This is a genomic window from Streptomyces sp. WMMC940 (assembly GCF_027460265.1).
Classification (GTDB): domain Bacteria; phylum Actinomycetota; class Actinomycetes; order Streptomycetales; family Streptomycetaceae; genus Streptomyces.
Map to the genome: position 1 here is coordinate 4,559,831 of NZ_JAPZBC010000001.1, position 15,809 is coordinate 4,575,639.

14 protein-coding genes are annotated in these 15,809 nt (G+C 72.9%); 10 read left to right on the forward strand and 4 right to left on the reverse strand.

Annotation, left to right across the window (positions count from 1 at the left end):
* Window positions 1-6: 6 nt before the first annotated feature.
* Both O7595_RS20085 and O7595_RS20090 read left to right on the forward strand, forming a co-directional pair.
* Complete coding sequence (locus tag O7595_RS20085) at window positions 7-510, forward strand: hypothetical protein (RefSeq protein ID WP_269730037.1); 504 nt, start codon at window positions 7-9, stop codon at window positions 508-510.
* A complete protein-coding gene (locus O7595_RS20090) occupies window positions 507-1,616 on the forward strand; it encodes a glycosyl hydrolase (protein ID WP_269730038.1) in 1,110 nt (369 codons plus the stop codon). The genes O7595_RS20085 and O7595_RS20090 overlap by 4 nt, the downstream gene beginning before the upstream one ends.
* Here the strand turns inward: O7595_RS20090 and O7595_RS20095 are convergent.
* The 3 genes from O7595_RS20095 to O7595_RS20105 form a co-directional block, all read right to left on the reverse strand.
* Window positions 1,591-3,774 (reverse strand): lipopolysaccharide biosynthesis protein, encoded by a 2,184-nt coding sequence (locus O7595_RS20095; RefSeq protein WP_269730039.1) that lies wholly within the window; start codon window positions 3,772-3,774, stop codon window positions 1,591-1,593. The genes O7595_RS20090 and O7595_RS20095 overlap by 26 nt on opposite strands.
* Window positions 3,767-4,975 (reverse strand): DegT/DnrJ/EryC1/StrS family aminotransferase, encoded by a 1,209-nt coding sequence (locus O7595_RS20100; protein ID WP_269730040.1) that lies wholly within the window; start codon window positions 4,973-4,975, stop codon window positions 3,767-3,769. The genes O7595_RS20095 and O7595_RS20100 overlap by 8 nt, the downstream gene beginning before the upstream one ends.
* A 124-nt stretch (window positions 4,976-5,099) precedes the next feature.
* Window positions 5,100-6,080, reverse strand: coding sequence for an RNA polymerase sigma factor SigF (locus O7595_RS20105; RefSeq protein WP_269730041.1), 981 nt, complete (start codon window positions 6,078-6,080; stop codon window positions 5,100-5,102).
* A gap of 226 nt (window positions 6,081-6,306) precedes the next feature.
* On the opposite strand from O7595_RS20105, the gene O7595_RS20110 reads away from it, so the two are divergent.
* From O7595_RS20110 to O7595_RS20135, 6 genes are all read left to right on the forward strand, one after another.
* Window positions 6,307-6,675, forward strand: coding sequence for an STAS domain-containing protein (locus tag O7595_RS20110; RefSeq protein WP_269730042.1), 369 nt, complete (start codon window positions 6,307-6,309; stop codon window positions 6,673-6,675).
* 159 nt (window positions 6,676-6,834) lie between these two features.
* Entirely contained in the window at window positions 6,835-7,335 is a 501-nt protein-coding gene (locus O7595_RS20115) for an ATP-binding protein (RefSeq protein ID WP_269730043.1), read from the forward strand.
* A 156-nt stretch (window positions 7,336-7,491) separates the two neighbouring features.
* The gene (locus O7595_RS20120) at window positions 7,492-8,166 is read left to right on the forward strand and encodes a peptidase (protein WP_269730044.1); all 675 of its coding nucleotides are present in this window, start codon (window positions 7,492-7,494) and stop codon (window positions 8,164-8,166) included.
* Complete coding sequence (locus O7595_RS20125) at window positions 8,130-9,002, forward strand: COG1470 family protein (RefSeq protein ID WP_269730045.1); 873 nt, start codon at window positions 8,130-8,132, stop codon at window positions 9,000-9,002. The genes O7595_RS20120 and O7595_RS20125 overlap by 37 nt, the downstream gene beginning before the upstream one ends.
* Window positions 9,003-9,097: 95 nt before the next feature.
* On the forward strand, window positions 9,098-10,126 hold the full coding sequence (locus O7595_RS20130) for a hypothetical protein (RefSeq protein ID WP_443071846.1): 1,029 nt from the start codon (window positions 9,098-9,100) through the stop codon (window positions 10,124-10,126).
* Window positions 10,127-10,140: 14 nt separating this feature from the next.
* On the forward strand, window positions 10,141-11,478 hold the full coding sequence (locus tag O7595_RS20135; protein WP_269730046.1) for a hypothetical protein: 1,338 nt from the start codon (window positions 10,141-10,143) through the stop codon (window positions 11,476-11,478).
* Between the two features lie 212 nt (window positions 11,479-11,690).
* Here the strand turns inward: O7595_RS20135 and O7595_RS20140 are convergent, their stop codons facing one another.
* A complete protein-coding gene (locus O7595_RS20140) occupies window positions 11,691-13,193 on the reverse strand; it encodes a peptide MFS transporter (protein WP_269730047.1) in 1,503 nt (500 codons plus the stop codon).
* Window positions 13,194-13,658: 465 nt separating this feature from the next.
* Here O7595_RS20140 and O7595_RS20145 point away from each other — a divergent pair, with 465 nt between their 5' ends.
* Together O7595_RS20145 and O7595_RS20150 are read left to right on the forward strand one after the other, a co-directional pair.
* Window positions 13,659-14,336 carry a response regulator transcription factor gene (locus tag O7595_RS20145; RefSeq protein WP_269730048.1) on the forward strand — a complete coding sequence of 226 codons (678 nt, stop codon included), beginning with the start codon at window positions 13,659-13,661 and terminating at the stop codon, window positions 14,334-14,336.
* Between the two features lie 157 nt (window positions 14,337-14,493).
* The gene (locus O7595_RS20150) at window positions 14,494-15,762 is read left to right on the forward strand and encodes an ATP-binding protein (RefSeq protein WP_269730049.1); all 1,269 of its coding nucleotides are present in this window, start codon (window positions 14,494-14,496) and stop codon (window positions 15,760-15,762) included.
* The last annotated feature ends 47 nt before the right edge of the window (window positions 15,763-15,809 follow it).

Sequence of the window (15,809 nt, forward strand, 5' to 3'; positions counted from 1 at the left end):
GTCCCGATGCCGAAAGAGATCCCGCTCAGAGCCGCCGTCGCGCTGTCCGGCTGGGTGGCGCTCGCGGCGACCCTGCTGCCCGGGGGCTCACCGGCGAGGTGGGTACCGGTGCTCCTGTTCGTCTGCTTCGGCCCCGGCCTCGCGCTGCTGCACCCGCAGCCGGAGGGCCTGCGGCCCGGCGCCAGGCTGGAGGCGTTCGCGCTGGCCGCCCCGATCAGCCTCTCGATCGGCGTGCTCACCGCCACCTCGCTGTTCCTGGTCCGGGGATTCACGGTGACGGCGTTCCTGCTGCCGCTCGCCGCCTTCGCGACGGTCGTCGCCGCACTGCCGGGACTCCCGCTCCCCGCGGCCACGCGCGGCGCGGCCGGACGTGCGCGTGGGTTCTCCCGGGAGGCGCCTCCCGCAACCCCGGCCGGGGAGACGGTCCCGCGATCGGGGAGCGAAGGCACGGCCGACGGCGCGAGCGGCGACGCGGCCGGACGTGCTCAACACGACGGCGGTGGCCGATGAGCGGACGGCATTCGGGATCCCGCCGGCGCGCGGGGGCGGCGGTCGTCCTCGCCACCGTCGCCGCCTTCCTCGCCGGGATCGGGATCTGGGCCACCGCCGACGGCGGCCCCGCGGACGAGGACCTGCCGGAGAACGCGGTGTCCGGTGGGCCCCCGGGCGGGCCCTGCGCCCCCGACGCCGTACTCGCTCCGCGCTGCGGCGCCTGGTGGGGCGCGTACATCCCCTACGACGAGAACGGCTCGCTCACCGCGCCGGTGTACGCGTTCGAGAAGAAGATCGGGCGCCGGCTCGACCTCGTGTACACGTACCATGACATGTCGGGCAACGAGCTCGACGGCCGGCTGCTCACCCCGGACGAACAGGAACTGGGCCGTGACCGGCTGCTCATGCTCGCCTGGGAGTCCACGGTGTGGAAGGAACCGCACCACGCAGGCTGGACCGAGACGCAGCTCGGCTGGAAGAACATCGCGTCGGGACGGTACGACACCGAGATCGTCGACCCGCAGATCCGCCGCATCAAGGCCTACGGGAAGCGGGTCTTCCTCTCCTTCGACCAGGAGGTCGACGCCCGGATCAAGGAGGGCGCCGGGACTCCGGAGGAGTACGTGGCCGCCTACCGGCACCTGCGGGACCGCTTCGAGAGGCTCGGCGCGCGCAACGTGGTGTGGGTGTGGACGGTCTCCGGCTACCTCGGCAGCGCCGACCTGATGAAGCGGCTCTACCCCGGGGACGAGTACGTCGACTGGCTGGCCATGGACCAGTACAACTACTACACCTGCCACAAGACCACGGACTGGAAGGACTTCGAACGCAGCCAGCGCCCCAGCCACGACTGGCTGATCGAGAACATCTCCGGCGAAAAGCCCCTGATGCTGGCCGAGTTCGCGACCGTGCCCGATCCGGCCGACCCCGACCGGCAGCGCGAGTGGTACGCCGCCGTCCCGCAGGTCGCCAGGACCATGCCCAAGGTGAAGGCGATGGTCCACTGGAACCGCGCGGTGCCGGGCGAGGGCTGCGATCTGACGGTCAACGGCGGACCGGGCCTGGAGGGCTACCGGCTCGCCGGCCGGGACGACTGGTTCAGACAGCCGGTCCCGAGCCGCTGACGGACTTCCGCCGGACGGCGCCGCGGGTCGTCCGGCGGTGGGCGAGCGCCGCCACCGTCGTTGCGAGGAAACCGGCCGACACCGGCAGTGCCGTGGCGGCGAAGGCGTCCTGGGCGGCCCAGCCGGTCACCGCCAGGACCCACACCGTGGCCGCCGTGATCCGCCCGGGCACGCCCAGGGCCCGCAGGGCGGTGGCGGCCAGCCCCAGGCAGAGCAGCTGGAGCACGGGCGGCAGGACGGTGAACACGTCAGTGCCGCCGACGGCCCCGGCCGGCAGCACGTCCGCCAGGGCCTCGTGCCCGGGGCCCGAGGCGGGAGCGGGCCGCACGCCCAGCAGGGCGGGGGCGGTGTGCAGCGCGGCGGCGGTGGTGAGCAGGGCGGTGGTGAGCAGGACCGGCCGCATCCGGTCCAGCGCCACGGCCCCGCTGTACACGACCACCAGCAGCACCCCGGCCGTCACCGTCAGCGGCGGCAGCGCGTGCAGCAGTTCCCGGCCCGACAGCGGTCCGGCCGGTACGTCCCGCGCCCCGGCCAGAGGGAACCAGAACAGTCCGGCGGCCAGGCCCAGCAGCAGCCACAGCCAGACGGCCGTGCCGGACTCCTCGCGCCCCGCGGACGCCGGGGGTTCCGGCGGCGCGTACACGGATATCCCGAACGCCGGGGTCGCCGCCTCGTGCACACCCCGCAGATACACCGTCTCCCGGGTCCGGCCCGGGTCCTGCCCGACCGCCGCGGAGGCCCGCCGTTCGGCCGTCCGGCGCGCCCAGGTCGTGCCGTAGTCGTCGGTGGCCGGCCGCCGACGCGGCACGAACGGCCGTGTCCCGCGCGGCGGACGGGGCTCGCGCCCGGCGAGCGCCGCCCGGACGCCGGGCGCGGAGACCAGCGCCATGAGTGACATGGACAGCAGCATCGCCAGGCCCGCGCCGGAGATTCCGGCCGGGCCCGTCAGTACCGCCGCGCTCCCCAGCACCATCGCGCACATCGCGCCCTGGAGCGCCGCGAGCACGCCCGTACGGCCCTGGACGCGCAGGACGCCGATGTACAGCTCCACGACGACGCGGGGCAGCGCGGCGGCGGCCAGCAGCCGCAGCACGGTCGTGCCGTGCTCGGCGTAGTCGGCGCCGAACGGGGCGAGGATCAGCGGGGCGAACGCGACGAGGACGGCGACGACCGGGACGAGCAGCACCGCCATCCGGCGCAGCGCGCCGCGCACTCCCTCGGCAAGGCCGCCGGGGCTGTGCGAGGCGTGTGCCGTGAGCGACGAGGCCATGTTGATGGCCATGAACTCCATCGTGCCGCCGACGGTGTAGGCGATGTAGAAGAAGCCGTTGTGGGCGGCGTCGAAACGGACGGCGACCATCACCGGCAGGAGATTGATCATCGCCAGGGAGAACAGGGCGCCGACGGAGTCCCCGGCGAGGAAGCGGCCGACGTCACGCATCCGCGGCGGTTCGCGGTCGCGGTCGGCAGCGGCCTGACGAGGTATCAGCCGACGGAACACCAGCCAGCCGAGGGGGAGTACGGACAGGGCGATCGCCGCAGCCCACGACACGAAGACCCCGAGGACAGGTACCGCGCCCGCGAAGACGATGAGCAGCAGCAGCTTGCCGATGGAGAACACCGCGTTGCCGACCGGCACCCAGACCGCCTTGCGCAACCCGGTCAGCACCCCGTCCTGCAGGGTGAGCAGCGCCCAGGCGACACAGGCCGCGGTGAAGACCGCTCCGGCGACGGGGCCGTGCAGCGGGGCGTACGAAGGGCCCCACAGGTCGAGCGTGACCAGGAACGCCGCACAGGCGGCGCACACGACGGCCGAGCTGACCGCGTACGCCCGCCACACCAGCGGGCCGGTGGCCCGTCCGGCCCTCGGGACGTACCGCACCACCGCGCCGATCATCGTCGTCGCGGTGATCGAGGCGAGCAGCCGCATCGCGGCGATGGCGGCCGATCCCTGCCCCACGGCCTCCTCGGTGTAGTACCGGGCGGCCACCAGCCAGAAGCCCAGCCCGAGTGCGGCGGAGACCCCGGTGGAGAGCATCAGCGCATAGGCGTTGCGGAACATGGAGTCGCCGCCGGCGGACCCGTCGGCCGCCCCTTCGGCAGGCGTCCCTCCGACCGCGGCGGTGCCGGGCTGCCGCACCCGGGTCGTCTCAGCCACCGGTCCCGCCTCCGGGGCCGCCGGCCGGACCGGGGCCCGGGATCGGCGGGGCACCCGCCGGCCGCACCCCCGCCGCTTCCAGCACGGCGATGATCCGCTCCGCCCCGAGCGGATCGGCCGGGAGGGCGTGACGGGCGAACCAGCGGGCCGGTCCCGGGTCGGGCGACGGATCGGTGAAGAGATCGGAGGCGTAGTCGTCGAGCGGCGGGTCGTAGAGGTAGCCGGTGGTGATGCGGCGCCGGGCCAGCGCGGCGATGGCCGCGTCCCGGTCGGCGACCAGGAGAGGGACGCGGAACAGCGGTTGGACAGGGCCGGGCCCGGGTTCCGCCCAAGGGCTCGCCAGCAGCCGCCGGGTGCCCTCGAGATGGGCCGCGAGACGGTCGTCGAGGCGGTCGAGCAGCCGCGCTGTGCGGTGGAGCCGGGCGCGCCCCGGGCTGATCCGGTAGTCGTGCATGTCGACCCGCGCCCAGGAGTGGAACGGCGGGAGCGCGGGCGCCTGCGCGACCGCTTGCCTCAGCTCGTCCGGCCGCAGCGGCATCCGTATGCCCTCGCGCTCCTCCATGCCGAGGAGCCGCATCACGGCCCGCGCCACGCGGACGAGGCGCAGCCCCCGCACGCCCGCCTCCGCGTACGGCCGTAAGGCGAAGACGAGTTCGGCGGAGAGCCGGGAGGGGACGAGGAGGGCGTCGCGGGCCTCCAGAAGGGCGCTTCGCAGGGCCGGGTCGGCGAACGTGAGGAAGCCCCCGGTCTTGGCGGCGGTGTGCTTGGAGAGGCTGAACACGGACGCGTCGCCGTAGGAGCCGACCGGCCGGCCGGCCGCCATCGACCCGATCGCGTGCGCCGCGTCCTCCAGCAGCGGGATGCCCAGCGCGTCGCAGCGGGCGCGCAGCGCGGGCGCCGGGTCGGGGTTGCCGTAGAGATTGGTGGTGACGACCGCGTCCAGGCTGCGCCAGGTGGCCCCGGGGACGGCGGACGCGTCGATCGAGCCGTCCCTCGGGTCCAGCGGCGCCTGGACGGGACGCAGGCCCGCCGCCAGCACCACGAAGAAGATGACGTCGTCGTTGACGGGCGACATCAGCACCCGCCCGCCGGGCCGGCACCAGTGGCGCAGGGCCACGTACAGCCCGAGCCGGCACGACGGCACGTACAGGCACTCCCTGCCGAGGCGGTCGCGCATCCGCGCTTCCAGCGCCTCCCCCATGGCCCCACCATCCCCCCTGAACCCCGGCTCAATGTGGCCCATACCGGACCCCACCGTCAATAAGGCGGAAGGGCCCATCCCTTGACGGAATGGACCCTTCGGGCGGGGTTCTGCGGGCGGGGAGTCACTCCTCGACCGTGAGGCCCTTTCTGAGCCTGTTCAGCGTGCGGGCCAGCAGACGCGACACGTGCATCTGCGAGATGCCGAGCTCGTCGCCGATCTCGGACTGGGTCATGCCCGCGACGAAGCGGAGGGACAGGATCTTGCGGTCGCGCGGCGGCAGCGAGGCGATGAGCGGCTTCAGGGACTCGATGTACTCGATCCCCTCGAGGCCGTGGTCCTCGTAGCCGATGCGGTCCGCCAGCGTGCCCTCTGTCTCGTCCTCGTCGGGCTGCGCGTCCAGGGAGCTCGCGGTGTAGGCGTTGCTCGCGGCCATCCCCTCGACGACCTCGTCCCTCGTGATGCCGAGGCGCTCGGCGAGCTCGCCGATCGTGGGGGCGCGGTCGAGCTGCTGGGCGAGTTCGTCGCCGGCCTTCGCGAGGTCCAGCCGCAGCTCCTGCAGCCGGCGCGGGACGCGCACGGACCAGGAGGTGTCGCGGAAGAAGCGCTTGATCTCGCCGATGATGGTCGGCATCGCGAACGTGGGGAACTCCACGCCCCGGCTGAGTTCGAAGCGGTCGATCGCCTTGATCAGGCCGATCGTGCCCACCTGGATGATGTCCTCCATCGGCTCGCTGCGGGAGCGGAACCGGGAGGCGGCGAACTTGACCAGCGCGAGGTTGAGTTCGACGAGGGTGTTGCGCACGTAGGAGTACTCGTGCGTGCCCTCCTCGAGGGCTTCGAGCCGGGCGAAGAGCGTCTTCGACAGAGCGCGCGCGTCCACGGGGCCGACCTCGTTGAACGGCGGGAGTGCCGGGAGGTCGAGGTCCTCGGACTGCTCGGTGTGCCCGTGCTGCCCGTACTGCTCGTACGGGGGGTGCTCGTCGTACGCGTCGAACGCGTGGCGCCCGGCGTGCTCGGGGGACTCGAGGTGATCGTGCTTGTGTGTCGACGGCGCGTACGGGGTACGCGTTTCGTCGAGCCGGGGTGACATGGTCTCCTCCATCGTTCTCGGCATATGGCTGCCGATGCCCATACGCGGTGCTGCGGTGTGCGGCGCCTCCAAAGCCGGCCGTGTCGGTGGTGTCCCTCTAGCCCTACCCGGTCCTTGCCGGACGTTGCAAGTGTTGAAAGTCATGTATGTCCGATTTATGGGGGAGTTCGGCTACCGATCGGCGTACGAAAGGCGTAGTGTTCTGCGGACGTCAACGTCATCGGCGAAGAGGACGGGCATGGACCGCGGGACGGTCGGTAGTGCGAATCGAGGCCGCCTTCGGGTCGAGGTAAGGACCGAAGGCCCGAGCGAAGTGGTGACTCCGGCGGGTGAGCTCGATCACCACACGGCGGAATTGTTGCGTGCGCCACTCGAGGACGCGCTCGACCAAGGCCGTGCACGCCTGGTGGTCGACTGCTCACACCTCGAGTTCTGCGACTCCACGGGGCTGAACGTGCTCCTCGGTGCCCGCCTCAGGGCCGAGGCCGCCGGGGGCGGGGTCCATCTGGCCGGGATGCTTCCCGTCGTGGCCCGGGTCTTCGAGATCACCGGTGCGGAGGCGGTCTTCACCGTCCACGACTCGGTCGAAGCGGCCCTGGCGGAGTGACTCCCGCCGCATGACCGGACCGGGGGGTGTCGTCCGGGTCCGGCCGGGCAGAAGACCCCCGCAAGGATCCCTCCGGGACCCCTCGCAAAAGTGTGCGGAGCCCCGCACGCTCCGTATCGACCCACACGCGAACTGGTGAATCGGTGAGGTGAAGCGCTGATGAGCACCACCCGGCAGCATCCGCCGGGCGACCTCGGCCCCGAGCCGGACGGCGCCCCCGCCGGCGGTGGACCCGGTACCGTCCTGCCCGACGGCCGGGTGCGCACCCTGGCGCTCGGGAACGCCAGCGGCATCGTCCCGCTCGCTCGCGATTTCACCCGGCAGGCCCTGTACGACTGGGGCTGGCTGCCCGCGGCCAACGCCGACCGCCGCGCCGCCGCCGAGGACGTCCTCCTCGTCGTCTCGGAGCTGGTCACCAACGCCTGTCTGCACGCGGAGGGCCCCGACCGGCTGCGTGTCTCCAGCGACTCCAAGGTGCTCCGGCTGGAGGTCACCGACCTCGGCGCCGGCCAGCCCGCGCCGCGCACCCCGCACCGGGCCGGCCGTCCGGGCGGTCACGGCATGTTCATCGTCCAGCGGCTGTGCCTGGACTGGGGCGTCGTCAGGACGCCGGGGACGACCGGCAAGACGGTGTGGGCGGAGCTCGCGGCGCCCTCCTAGCCGGAACCCGGGCCCCGGGATTCGAAGCTGTTGTGGAGCACGGCGATCCGCCGTGCTCTTTGTCTTCCCTCCACAAGGGCCCCGGCGTACCTTGAGCGCCCGATCTGATGTGTCGTCAGTTACCTGCGGCGACTTCCGGCATGAGGGGAACTCGAGGTGTCGTACCAGAAGCGGACAGCTCTCGCGCTGGCAGCGGCCGTGGCGGGCTCGGTGGTGCTGACGGCCGCGCCCACCGCCCATGCCGCCGTCGTGGACGTCGACTACCGGTGCCAGACGCCCATCGGGCCCAAGGGCGCGGTGTCGCCGATCGAGATCAAGGCCGTCAGGAGCGGTGGTGGCTACGAGCTCACGATGTCCTTCCGGAAGGGCGTCTCGTCCAGCCCGGTGGAGCTCGGCAAGGGGGCGATGAACCCGAGCGCGGTCATCGAGCTCGGCGGCGCGGAGAAGGGCGAGGTCCCGGTCTCGGGGCCGCCGAACGCCGAGGCGATCCCCGCCAACACCCCCATCAGGATCAACGACTTGAGCGGGACGTACACCCCCGGGAAGAGCGGCAGGGTCACCTTCACCGCCGGGGTGCTCACCATCAAGGCACTCGGCACGACGACCACGTGCACGCCGGGGAACGACCCGAAGCCGTCACTCGAACTGGACGTCACGGGCGCGGGCGGCGGCGGTGCGCAGTCCGGCTCCGGCTCCGCGGCCGGTGAGCTGCCGAGGACCGGCCCCCTCGACTCCGCGCCCGCGCTCGGCACGCTCGGCGGAACGGTGCTCCTGACCGGAGCCGTCGGGGTGCTGTGGCTGACCCGCCGCGGTCCGCGGTCCGCGGGCTGACCGTGCCGGCCCGCGCCCGACTCGCCGCCGCGGCCGGCGCCCTGCTGTCCGTGCTCTCCCCGGCCGCGCCCGCGGCGGCCGGGCAGGACTGGACGGCCGAGCCGGCGACGGGCGGCAGACCGTACGTCTATCTGGAGGGCCCGCCCGGCACGGTCATGGAGGACGGGGTCTCCGTGACCAACCCCGGGGCGGAACCGCTGACGGTACGGCTGCGGGCCGCCGGGACGGCCGGGCCGGTGTTCGCCGAGGACCGGGTCACCGTCCCCGCCCGCACCCGGGCCGACGTACCCTTCGCCGTGACGGTCCCGGCCTCCGCCTCCCCCGGCGACCGGTCCGCGCGGGTGGTGGTGTCGGCCGGCGGCCGTGAGGCGGTGGTACGCGTCCATGTGCGCGTCACGGGGCCCGAGCTGGCGGCGCTCACCGTGGAGGACGTCCGTGTCGACGGCCGCGTGATCCGCTACACCCTCGTCAACCGGGGCAACACCGTGCTCGTACCCAGGCTGGCCGTGCGCGCCGACGGGCTCACCGGCGAACTGCTGAGACGCCCCGCCCGGACTCTTCCGGTCGAGCTGGGTCCCGGCCGGAGCCTCGAACTGACCGAACCCTGGCCCGATCCGCCCGCCCTCGACTCCGTCGACGTCACGCTCCGCGTCACGGCCCCGGGGGCCCCTTCCGCCGAGGCGACGGCCTCCGCCCGGTACGTACCGTGGGCCGCGGCGACGGGTACGGCGCTGGCGCTCGGTGCGGCGGCGGGCGGTCTCGCACTGTGGCGCGGCCGCGGACACACCCCCGACCGGCCCGAACGGACCCCGGCACAGGCGGGAGCCCAACCGTGAACGGCGTCGCGCACACCCCGTCCGCCCGCCCCCGCCTTCTGCGATGGCCGCGCCGCGCGCTCCGTGTGTCGCGCTGTGCCGCCGCCGGCCGCGGGATCGCGGTGCGGCTGTCGGCCGTGCTCCTCGCCGCGGCCGTCGCCGGTCCGGCTCCGTACGCCGCCGCGGACACGCAACCCGCCGTCCGTCTCTCCGCCGAACAGGCCGGCGGGGGCGGTGACATCACCGTCAGCGGCTCCGGCTGGCGGCCCCAGGCGTTGCTGATGCTGCTGATCTGCGGGCAGTCCGCCCCCGGCAGAGGGGTGATCGGCGGCACCAACTCCTGCGCCAACGCCGAGGGCCGGGCCGTGACCACCGACGCCAAGGGCGCCTTCAGCAGGAAGATGCCGGTCGCCGAGCCTCCTGAACCGTGTCCCTGTGTGGTCCACGTCGCCACGGTCACCGGCGAACGGGCCGCCGTGGACGCGCCGTTCACGGTCGCCGGCCATCCCACCGCCCCGCTGCCACGGCAGACGGACGGCGGCAGGCTCGCCGTGCTCGCGACCGCCGAACTGCGGGGGTCGAGCGGGCTGCTCGTCCGGTTCGGCGCTCCACCGGAACGTGAACTCGTCTTCACCGTCGGCAATCTCGGCACCGCCCCGGTCGAGGACCCCGTCTTCCGGGTCGGTACCGCCCACGGCGTCTTCGCCCCCCAGTGGGAGGAGCGCCAGTGGCGCGGCACCGTACAACCGGGCCGGAAGGCGCAGATCAAGCTGCCCGTCCGACTGCCGGCGGGGGCGCACGGCGACTACCGGATCTCCGTGAAGTACGGCTCGAAGGTGCTCGTCGAACAGCCCTGGGGCGTGGGCAGGCCCTGGGGCGTGACGCTCTTCTGGGTGCTGCTGGCCGTCGTCGTCCCGGCGGCGCTGTTCCGGATCGGGATGGCGGTCGTGGACCGCGTGCGGCCGCGGCACCCCGGCCGGCACCGCACCCCGCACCGCACCCCGCCCCACCCCGTCCCGCCCAGGGACGGGACGGCCTCCTCGGCGGAGGACGGCCGTCCCGTCACCACGCCCGCGGCCCTGCCGTGGTTCACCCCGGACTCCGCACCGTCAGAGAACCGACCCACGACGAAGGGACACACGTGAGCACGCAACGGAGGATGAGCGCGGCAGGGCTCGCGCTGATGCTCGGCGGCGCGGGGATCCTGCTGGCCGCCTCCCCCGCCCAGGCCGCCGACGTCTCGTACGCGACGGAGTGCGTCCCGCCGCCCGTATCCGGGCTGCCGCCCGTCCGGGGCACCACCGCGGTGCAGATCACCGCGCCGGCGGAGGCCGAGGTCGGGGACGAGATCGAGGTGGTCTGGAAGACGGTCGAGGCGGCGTCCAAGAACCCCGACGTGCTGGATCTGCAGAAGGACACGGTCAAGCCGACGGGCACCCTCGAGGTGGCCGGGGCGCAGACCGCCGAGCTGGCGATGGAGGGGCCCCGGCAGAACCCCCCGATCCCGAAGAACAGCCAGATGGTGCTGTCCGACATGAAGGCCAAGCTGAGGCTGACCGCACCCGGCGAGATCACGCTGACGCCGGGCGCGTACACCATCAACGTCTCCAAGCCGATCTCGACCGACACCGAGTGCACCCCGAAGGAGGCCGTCCAGCCGGGGGCGACCGTCAAGGTGGTGGAAGGCGGTGGTGGTTCGGGCGGGACGACGGGCGGCGACGCCGGCGGTTCGTCGAGCGGTGGTTCGTCCACGGGCGGTTCGTCGAGCGGTGGCGGCGACTCCGGCGGAACCACGGGCGGTTCGTCGAGCGGTGGCGGCGACTCCGGCGGATCCACGGGCGGTGGCGGCGGCCAGACCGATTTCGAGGGCAGGGAGGTGCGGGTCGCGTACGCCTGCAAGACGCCCATCGGCGACAAGGAGGCCGTCTCCCCGGTCAGGATCAACGCCAGGAAGAACGGCGGCGACTTCGACCTCACCGTGAAGTTCTCGAAGTCCGTGATGGACAGCCCCGCGGACATCCCGGCCGACTCCGTGAAACCGTCGATGGAGGTCCGGCTGGGCGGTGCCGACAAGGGCTCCGTGCACGTCGAGGGCCCCACGAACAAGGAGCCCATCAAGGCGGGCGACCCGATCGAGATCCCCGATCTGACCGGCACGTACAAGCCGGGCGCCGGCGGCAGGTCGACGCTCAGCCCGGGCGTCCTCACGGTCGAGGCGCTGGGCACCACGACGACCTGCGCCCCGCCCGCCGACGTCGCGGTGTCCCTGGAGCTCGACACCTCCGCCCAGCCGGGCGGTGCGAGCGGCGGCTCCGGCGGTGCCGCCTCAGGCGCGGCAGGCGGCGGTGACGCCGCCTCGGGTGGCGGCCTCGCCGACACCGGTGCCGGGGACGACGGAGCCCTGCGCGCCCTCGCCCTCGTGGCCGGCACGGTCATCCTGACCGGTGGCGCGGTCTTCACGTTCACGCCGTGGGGGAGGCTGCGCGGGGCTCGGTGAGCCGCACGGGCGCGGCCGGCCGGCCAGGGCTTCCGCGCCAGGCCTCGCGACGGCGGCGACGAGGTCACGACGACGAGGTCGCCCCCGGCTACGGGCACGGCGTCCTGAGTCCGGGGACGACGGCATGGGAACGGGGCCGGCCCGGCACGCGGTTGTGCGTGCCGGGCCGACCCCGTTCCGCGGAGAGCGCCCGCGCCGGCGGACGCGTGACGTCAGCGGACGTCGCCCATGAGGGCGCGGATCTTCCTGCCCGCCATCATGAACGTCAGGCCCGCCACGATCGCGATCACCGCCCACATCGAGTAGTACGCGGCGTCGCCCAGCGGCTCGTTGAGCTTGGTGGTCCAGCCGTTCAGGGCGTTGCCCGTCGCGGTGGCCAGGAACCACAGGCCCATGATCTGGCCGACGAACTGCTTGGGGGCGAGCTTCGTGGAGAGCGACAGGCCGACCGGCGACAGGCACATCTCGCCGAGGGTCTGGACGAGGTAGACGCTCAGCAGCCAGAAGACGGTGACCTTGCCGGTCTCGCTGTTCGCGGCCGCGGCGCCCGCCAGGCCCATGATGGCGAAGGAACCGCCGATGAGCAGCATCGCCAGGGCGAACTTCATCGGGGTGCTGGGCTCGCGGTTGCGCTTGGCGAGCCTGACCCAGAGGGCGGCGAAGAGCGGGGCCAGCACGATGACCATGGCCGGGTTCACCGACTGGTACCAGGACGCGGGGAACTCCCAGCCGCCGATCACGCGGTCGGTCTTGTTGTCCGCGAACAGGGTCAGCAGCGAGCCCGACTGGTCGTAGATCATCCAGAAGAGCACGGCCGTGGCGAAGAACCAGGCGAACGCCTGGATCTTGGGCTTGTCGGTCGCGGTCAGCGCCGGGTTCCGGTACATCGCGGCGAAGTAGACGACCGGCACGACGATGCCGAGGACCGCCAGGACGTTGACGATGTGCTCGATGTCGTACGTGCCGAGCAGCACGTCGACGGCGAGGGCGGCGACGGCCAGGCCGCCCCACAGCAGGACCTTGCGCAGCGCGGTCCGCTTCTCCTCCGGCGTCGCCGGGGTGCCGGGCTCCTTGCCGACGTCGCCGAGATGGCGGCTGCCGAGGACGTACTGGACGACCGCCAGCGTCATGCCGATACCGGCGACGGAGAACCCGAGGTGCCAGTTGACGTTCTCGCCCAGGTAGCCGACGACCAGCGGGGCGGCCATGGCGCCGATGTTGATCGCCATGTAGAAGAGCGTGAAACCGGCGTCCCGGCGCGCGCTGGACTGGCCCTCGTAGAGCCCGCCGACCATGGCCGAGATGTTCGGCTTCAGCAGACCCGTACCGGCGGCGATGAGCACCAGACCGGCGAAGAAGGCGGTGCCGGACGGGATGGCCAGGGTGTAGTGGCCCAGCGCGATGACGATTCCGCCGACGAGGACGGCCTTGCGCGCGCCCCACAGGCGGTCGGCGATCCAGCCGCCGGGCATGGCCGCCATGTAGACGACGGCGTTGTAGACGCCGTAGATCGAGGCGGCCAGCGCCTCCCTGCCCTGGAGCGGTCCGTCGAGGACTCCCGCGACCAGATAGAGGACGAGGATGCCGCGCATTCCGTACCAGGAAAAGCGCTCCCACATCTCCGTCATGAAGAGCGTGGCCATACCGCGTGGGTGGCCGAGGAAGGTCTTCTCGCCAGGAGTGCTGGACGAGTCCTTCGTCAGGCTGGACGCCATGTCGATCCTTGCTGCTCGGGACGCGCCGCCTCGTGAGCGGTTTCCGCGCCCGGTGGGGGGCGGCCGGCACCGGCGGGGGAGCGGTCCCGCCCCGCGCCCGAGGGGCCCGTCCCAGGGTGGGGGACGAGGGACGGTCCTCGCCGGGATCCACACCCCGCGCGCGTCGTCGCGTGCGGGGCCCGGCCCAGGTCATTCACCGTCACGGAGGGGCGGGGCTCCCGCCCGACTCCGCGCAGAAAAGAGACCTTTGGCGGTAAAAGCAGCCAAAGGTCCCCGTGTAGTGCTGTAGGCGCCTTGACACCATAAGGCATGACAGCAACATGTTTAGACCACTTGAGAGAAGGATCACAGGCGTTCGTGGAACCGCCTGCCCATATTCGAAGGCGCAAACCAGGATGCATCGCCGACATCGGGGGTCTGCCCAGGACCCCCCTGAGCGTGACCGCCGCGGACTACCATCACCCCATGACCCGTGTACTGCTCGCCGAGGACGACGCATCCATCTCCGAGCCGCTGGCGCGTGCGTTGCGCCGGGAGGGGTACGAGGTCGAGGTCCGTGAGGACGGCCCGGCCGCGCTCCACGCCGGGCTCCAGGGCGGTGTCGACCTGGTCGTGCTGGATCTCGGGCTGCCCGGGATGGACGGGCTCGAAGTGGCGAGGCGGCTGCGCGCCGACGGCCACAGCGTGCCGATCCTGGTGCTGACCGCCCGAGCCGACGAGGTGGACACGGTGGTCGGCCTGGACGCCGGTGCCGACGACTACGTGACCAAGCCCTTCCGGCTCGCCGAACTGCTGGCCCGGGTACGGGCCTTGCTCCGGCGCGGCGCCGCGGAGCCCGCGGCGGCGCCCGCGACGCACGGCGTGCGGATCGACGTCGAGTCCCACCGGGCCTGGATGGGCGAGGAGGAGCTGCAGCTCACGGCGAAGGAGTTCGACCTGCTGCGCGTGCTGGTGCGGGACGCCGGCCGGGTGGTCACCCGCGATCAGTTGATGCGCGAGGTCTGGGACACCACCTGGTGGTCGTCCACGAAGACCCTCGACATGCACATCTCCTGGCTGCGCAAGAAGCTGGGGGACGACGCGGCGAACCCGAGGTACATCGCGACGGTCCGAGGCGTCGGTTTCCGCTTCGAGAAGAACTGACCACAGGGGACCGGCCGGCCGCCCGGCGTGACCGCCCGGGACCGGTCGGGACACCGCGGTTCGGGACAACAGGGCCTCGGGGCCGCACCGTCCCGGGCCGGCAAGGACCGCGGGGGTCCGGCCCCCGCACGACCGCAAGACCCGCCCGGAGGGCACCGTGCGCCGCCGACTGATCAACTCCACCCTGGCCGTGGTGCTCGTGGTGATCGCCGTCTTCGGTGTGTCGCTCGTCATCGTCGAGACGCGCACCATCAGCAACAGCGCCCAGGAGAGCGTCGACTCCGAGGCGTTGCGGCTGGTCAGCGTCATCGAGGCCAAGGTCCTGGAGCACGAGCGGGTCGACGACGGGGTGCTGGCCGACCAGATCGGGCCGGACCGGTTCGCCAGGATCGAGATCCCCGGCAGCCCGCCGGTCGAGGTGGGGCAGCGGCCCTCCGGCAGCGTGATCCGCGGCACCGCCACCGGCGAGCAGGGCGAGCGGGTCACCGTCGAGGAGTCCCGGGCCACCGTGACCCGCGAGGTCGGCCGTTCCCTGATGATCATCGGTGCGGTGGCGCTGCTCGCCGTCGTCGCCGCCGTACTGCTCGCCGTGCGGCAGGCCAACCGGCTCGCCTCGCCGCTGACCGATCTCGCCGAGACCGCGGAGCGGCTGGGCTCCGGTGACCCGCGGCCGCGTCACAAGAGGTACGGCGTTCCCGAACTCGACCGCGTCGCCGACGTCCTGGACGCCAGCGCCGAGCGGATCGCCCGGATGCTGACCGCCGAGCGTCGGCTCGCCGCCGACGCGTCCCACCAGCTCCGTACACCCCTCACCGCCCTGTCCATGCGGCTGGAGGAGATCTCCGCCACGGACGACCCGGACACCGTCAAGGAGGAGGCGAACGTCGCGCTCACCCAGGTGGAACGACTCACCGACGTGGTGGAGCGGCTGCTCACCAACGCCCGGGACCCGAGGACCGGGTCCGCGGTCGCCTTCGACCTCGACGAGGTCGTCAAACAGCAGATCGAGGAGTGGCGCCCCGCGTACCGCAGCGCGGGTCGCGCCATCGTCTGCTCGGGCAAGCAGGGTATGCGGGCCGTTGGAACACCGGGCGCGGTCGCCCAGGTGCTGGCGGCCCTGATCGAGAACTCGCTGATGCACGGGGGCGGCACGGTGGCCCTGCGTACGCGTGTCACCGGCAACCAGGCCGTCATCGAAGTGACCGACGAGGGGCCCGGAGTGCCGGCCGACCTGGGGGCGCGGATCTTCGAGCGCACCATCAGCGGGCGGAACTCGACGGGCATCGGTCTCGCCGTGGCCCGGGACCTCGCGGAGGCGGACGGCGGACGGCTGGAGCTGCTGCAGCAGCAGCCCGCGGTGTTCGCCCTGTTCCTGAGCCGCGAGGCGCGGCCGCGCAAGGAGGAGCCGGAGCACACGGTGCGCTGAGGCGGCGCGGGACGTACCGGACGGGGTGCCGGGGGAGGGCGCGACGA

Coding starts and splice junctions, on each gene's coding strand:
- O7595_RS20105 (WP_269730041.1), bottom strand. CDS start 6,080: ATGGAGGAGACCATGTCACCCCGGCTCGACGAAACGCGTACCCCGTAC.
- O7595_RS20090 (WP_269730038.1), top strand. CDS start 507: ATGAGCGGACGGCATTCGGGATCCCGCCGGCGCGCGGGGGCGGCGGTC.
- O7595_RS20110 (WP_269730042.1), top strand. CDS start 6,307: ATGGACCGCGGGACGGTCGGTAGTGCGAATCGAGGCCGCCTTCGGGTC.
- O7595_RS20100 (WP_269730040.1), bottom strand. CDS start 4,975: ATGGGGGAGGCGCTGGAAGCGCGGATGCGCGACCGCCTCGGCAGGGAG.
- O7595_RS20135 (WP_269730046.1), top strand. CDS start 10,141: ATGAGCGCGGCAGGGCTCGCGCTGATGCTCGGCGGCGCGGGGATCCTG.
- O7595_RS20115 (WP_269730043.1), top strand. CDS start 6,835: ATGAGCACCACCCGGCAGCATCCGCCGGGCGACCTCGGCCCCGAGCCG.
- O7595_RS20085 (WP_269730037.1), top strand. CDS start 7: ATGCCGAAAGAGATCCCGCTCAGAGCCGCCGTCGCGCTGTCCGGCTGG.
- O7595_RS20145 (WP_269730048.1), top strand. CDS start 13,659: ATGACCCGTGTACTGCTCGCCGAGGACGACGCATCCATCTCCGAGCCG.
- O7595_RS20140 (WP_269730047.1), bottom strand. CDS start 13,193: ATGGCGTCCAGCCTGACGAAGGACTCGTCCAGCACTCCTGGCGAGAAG.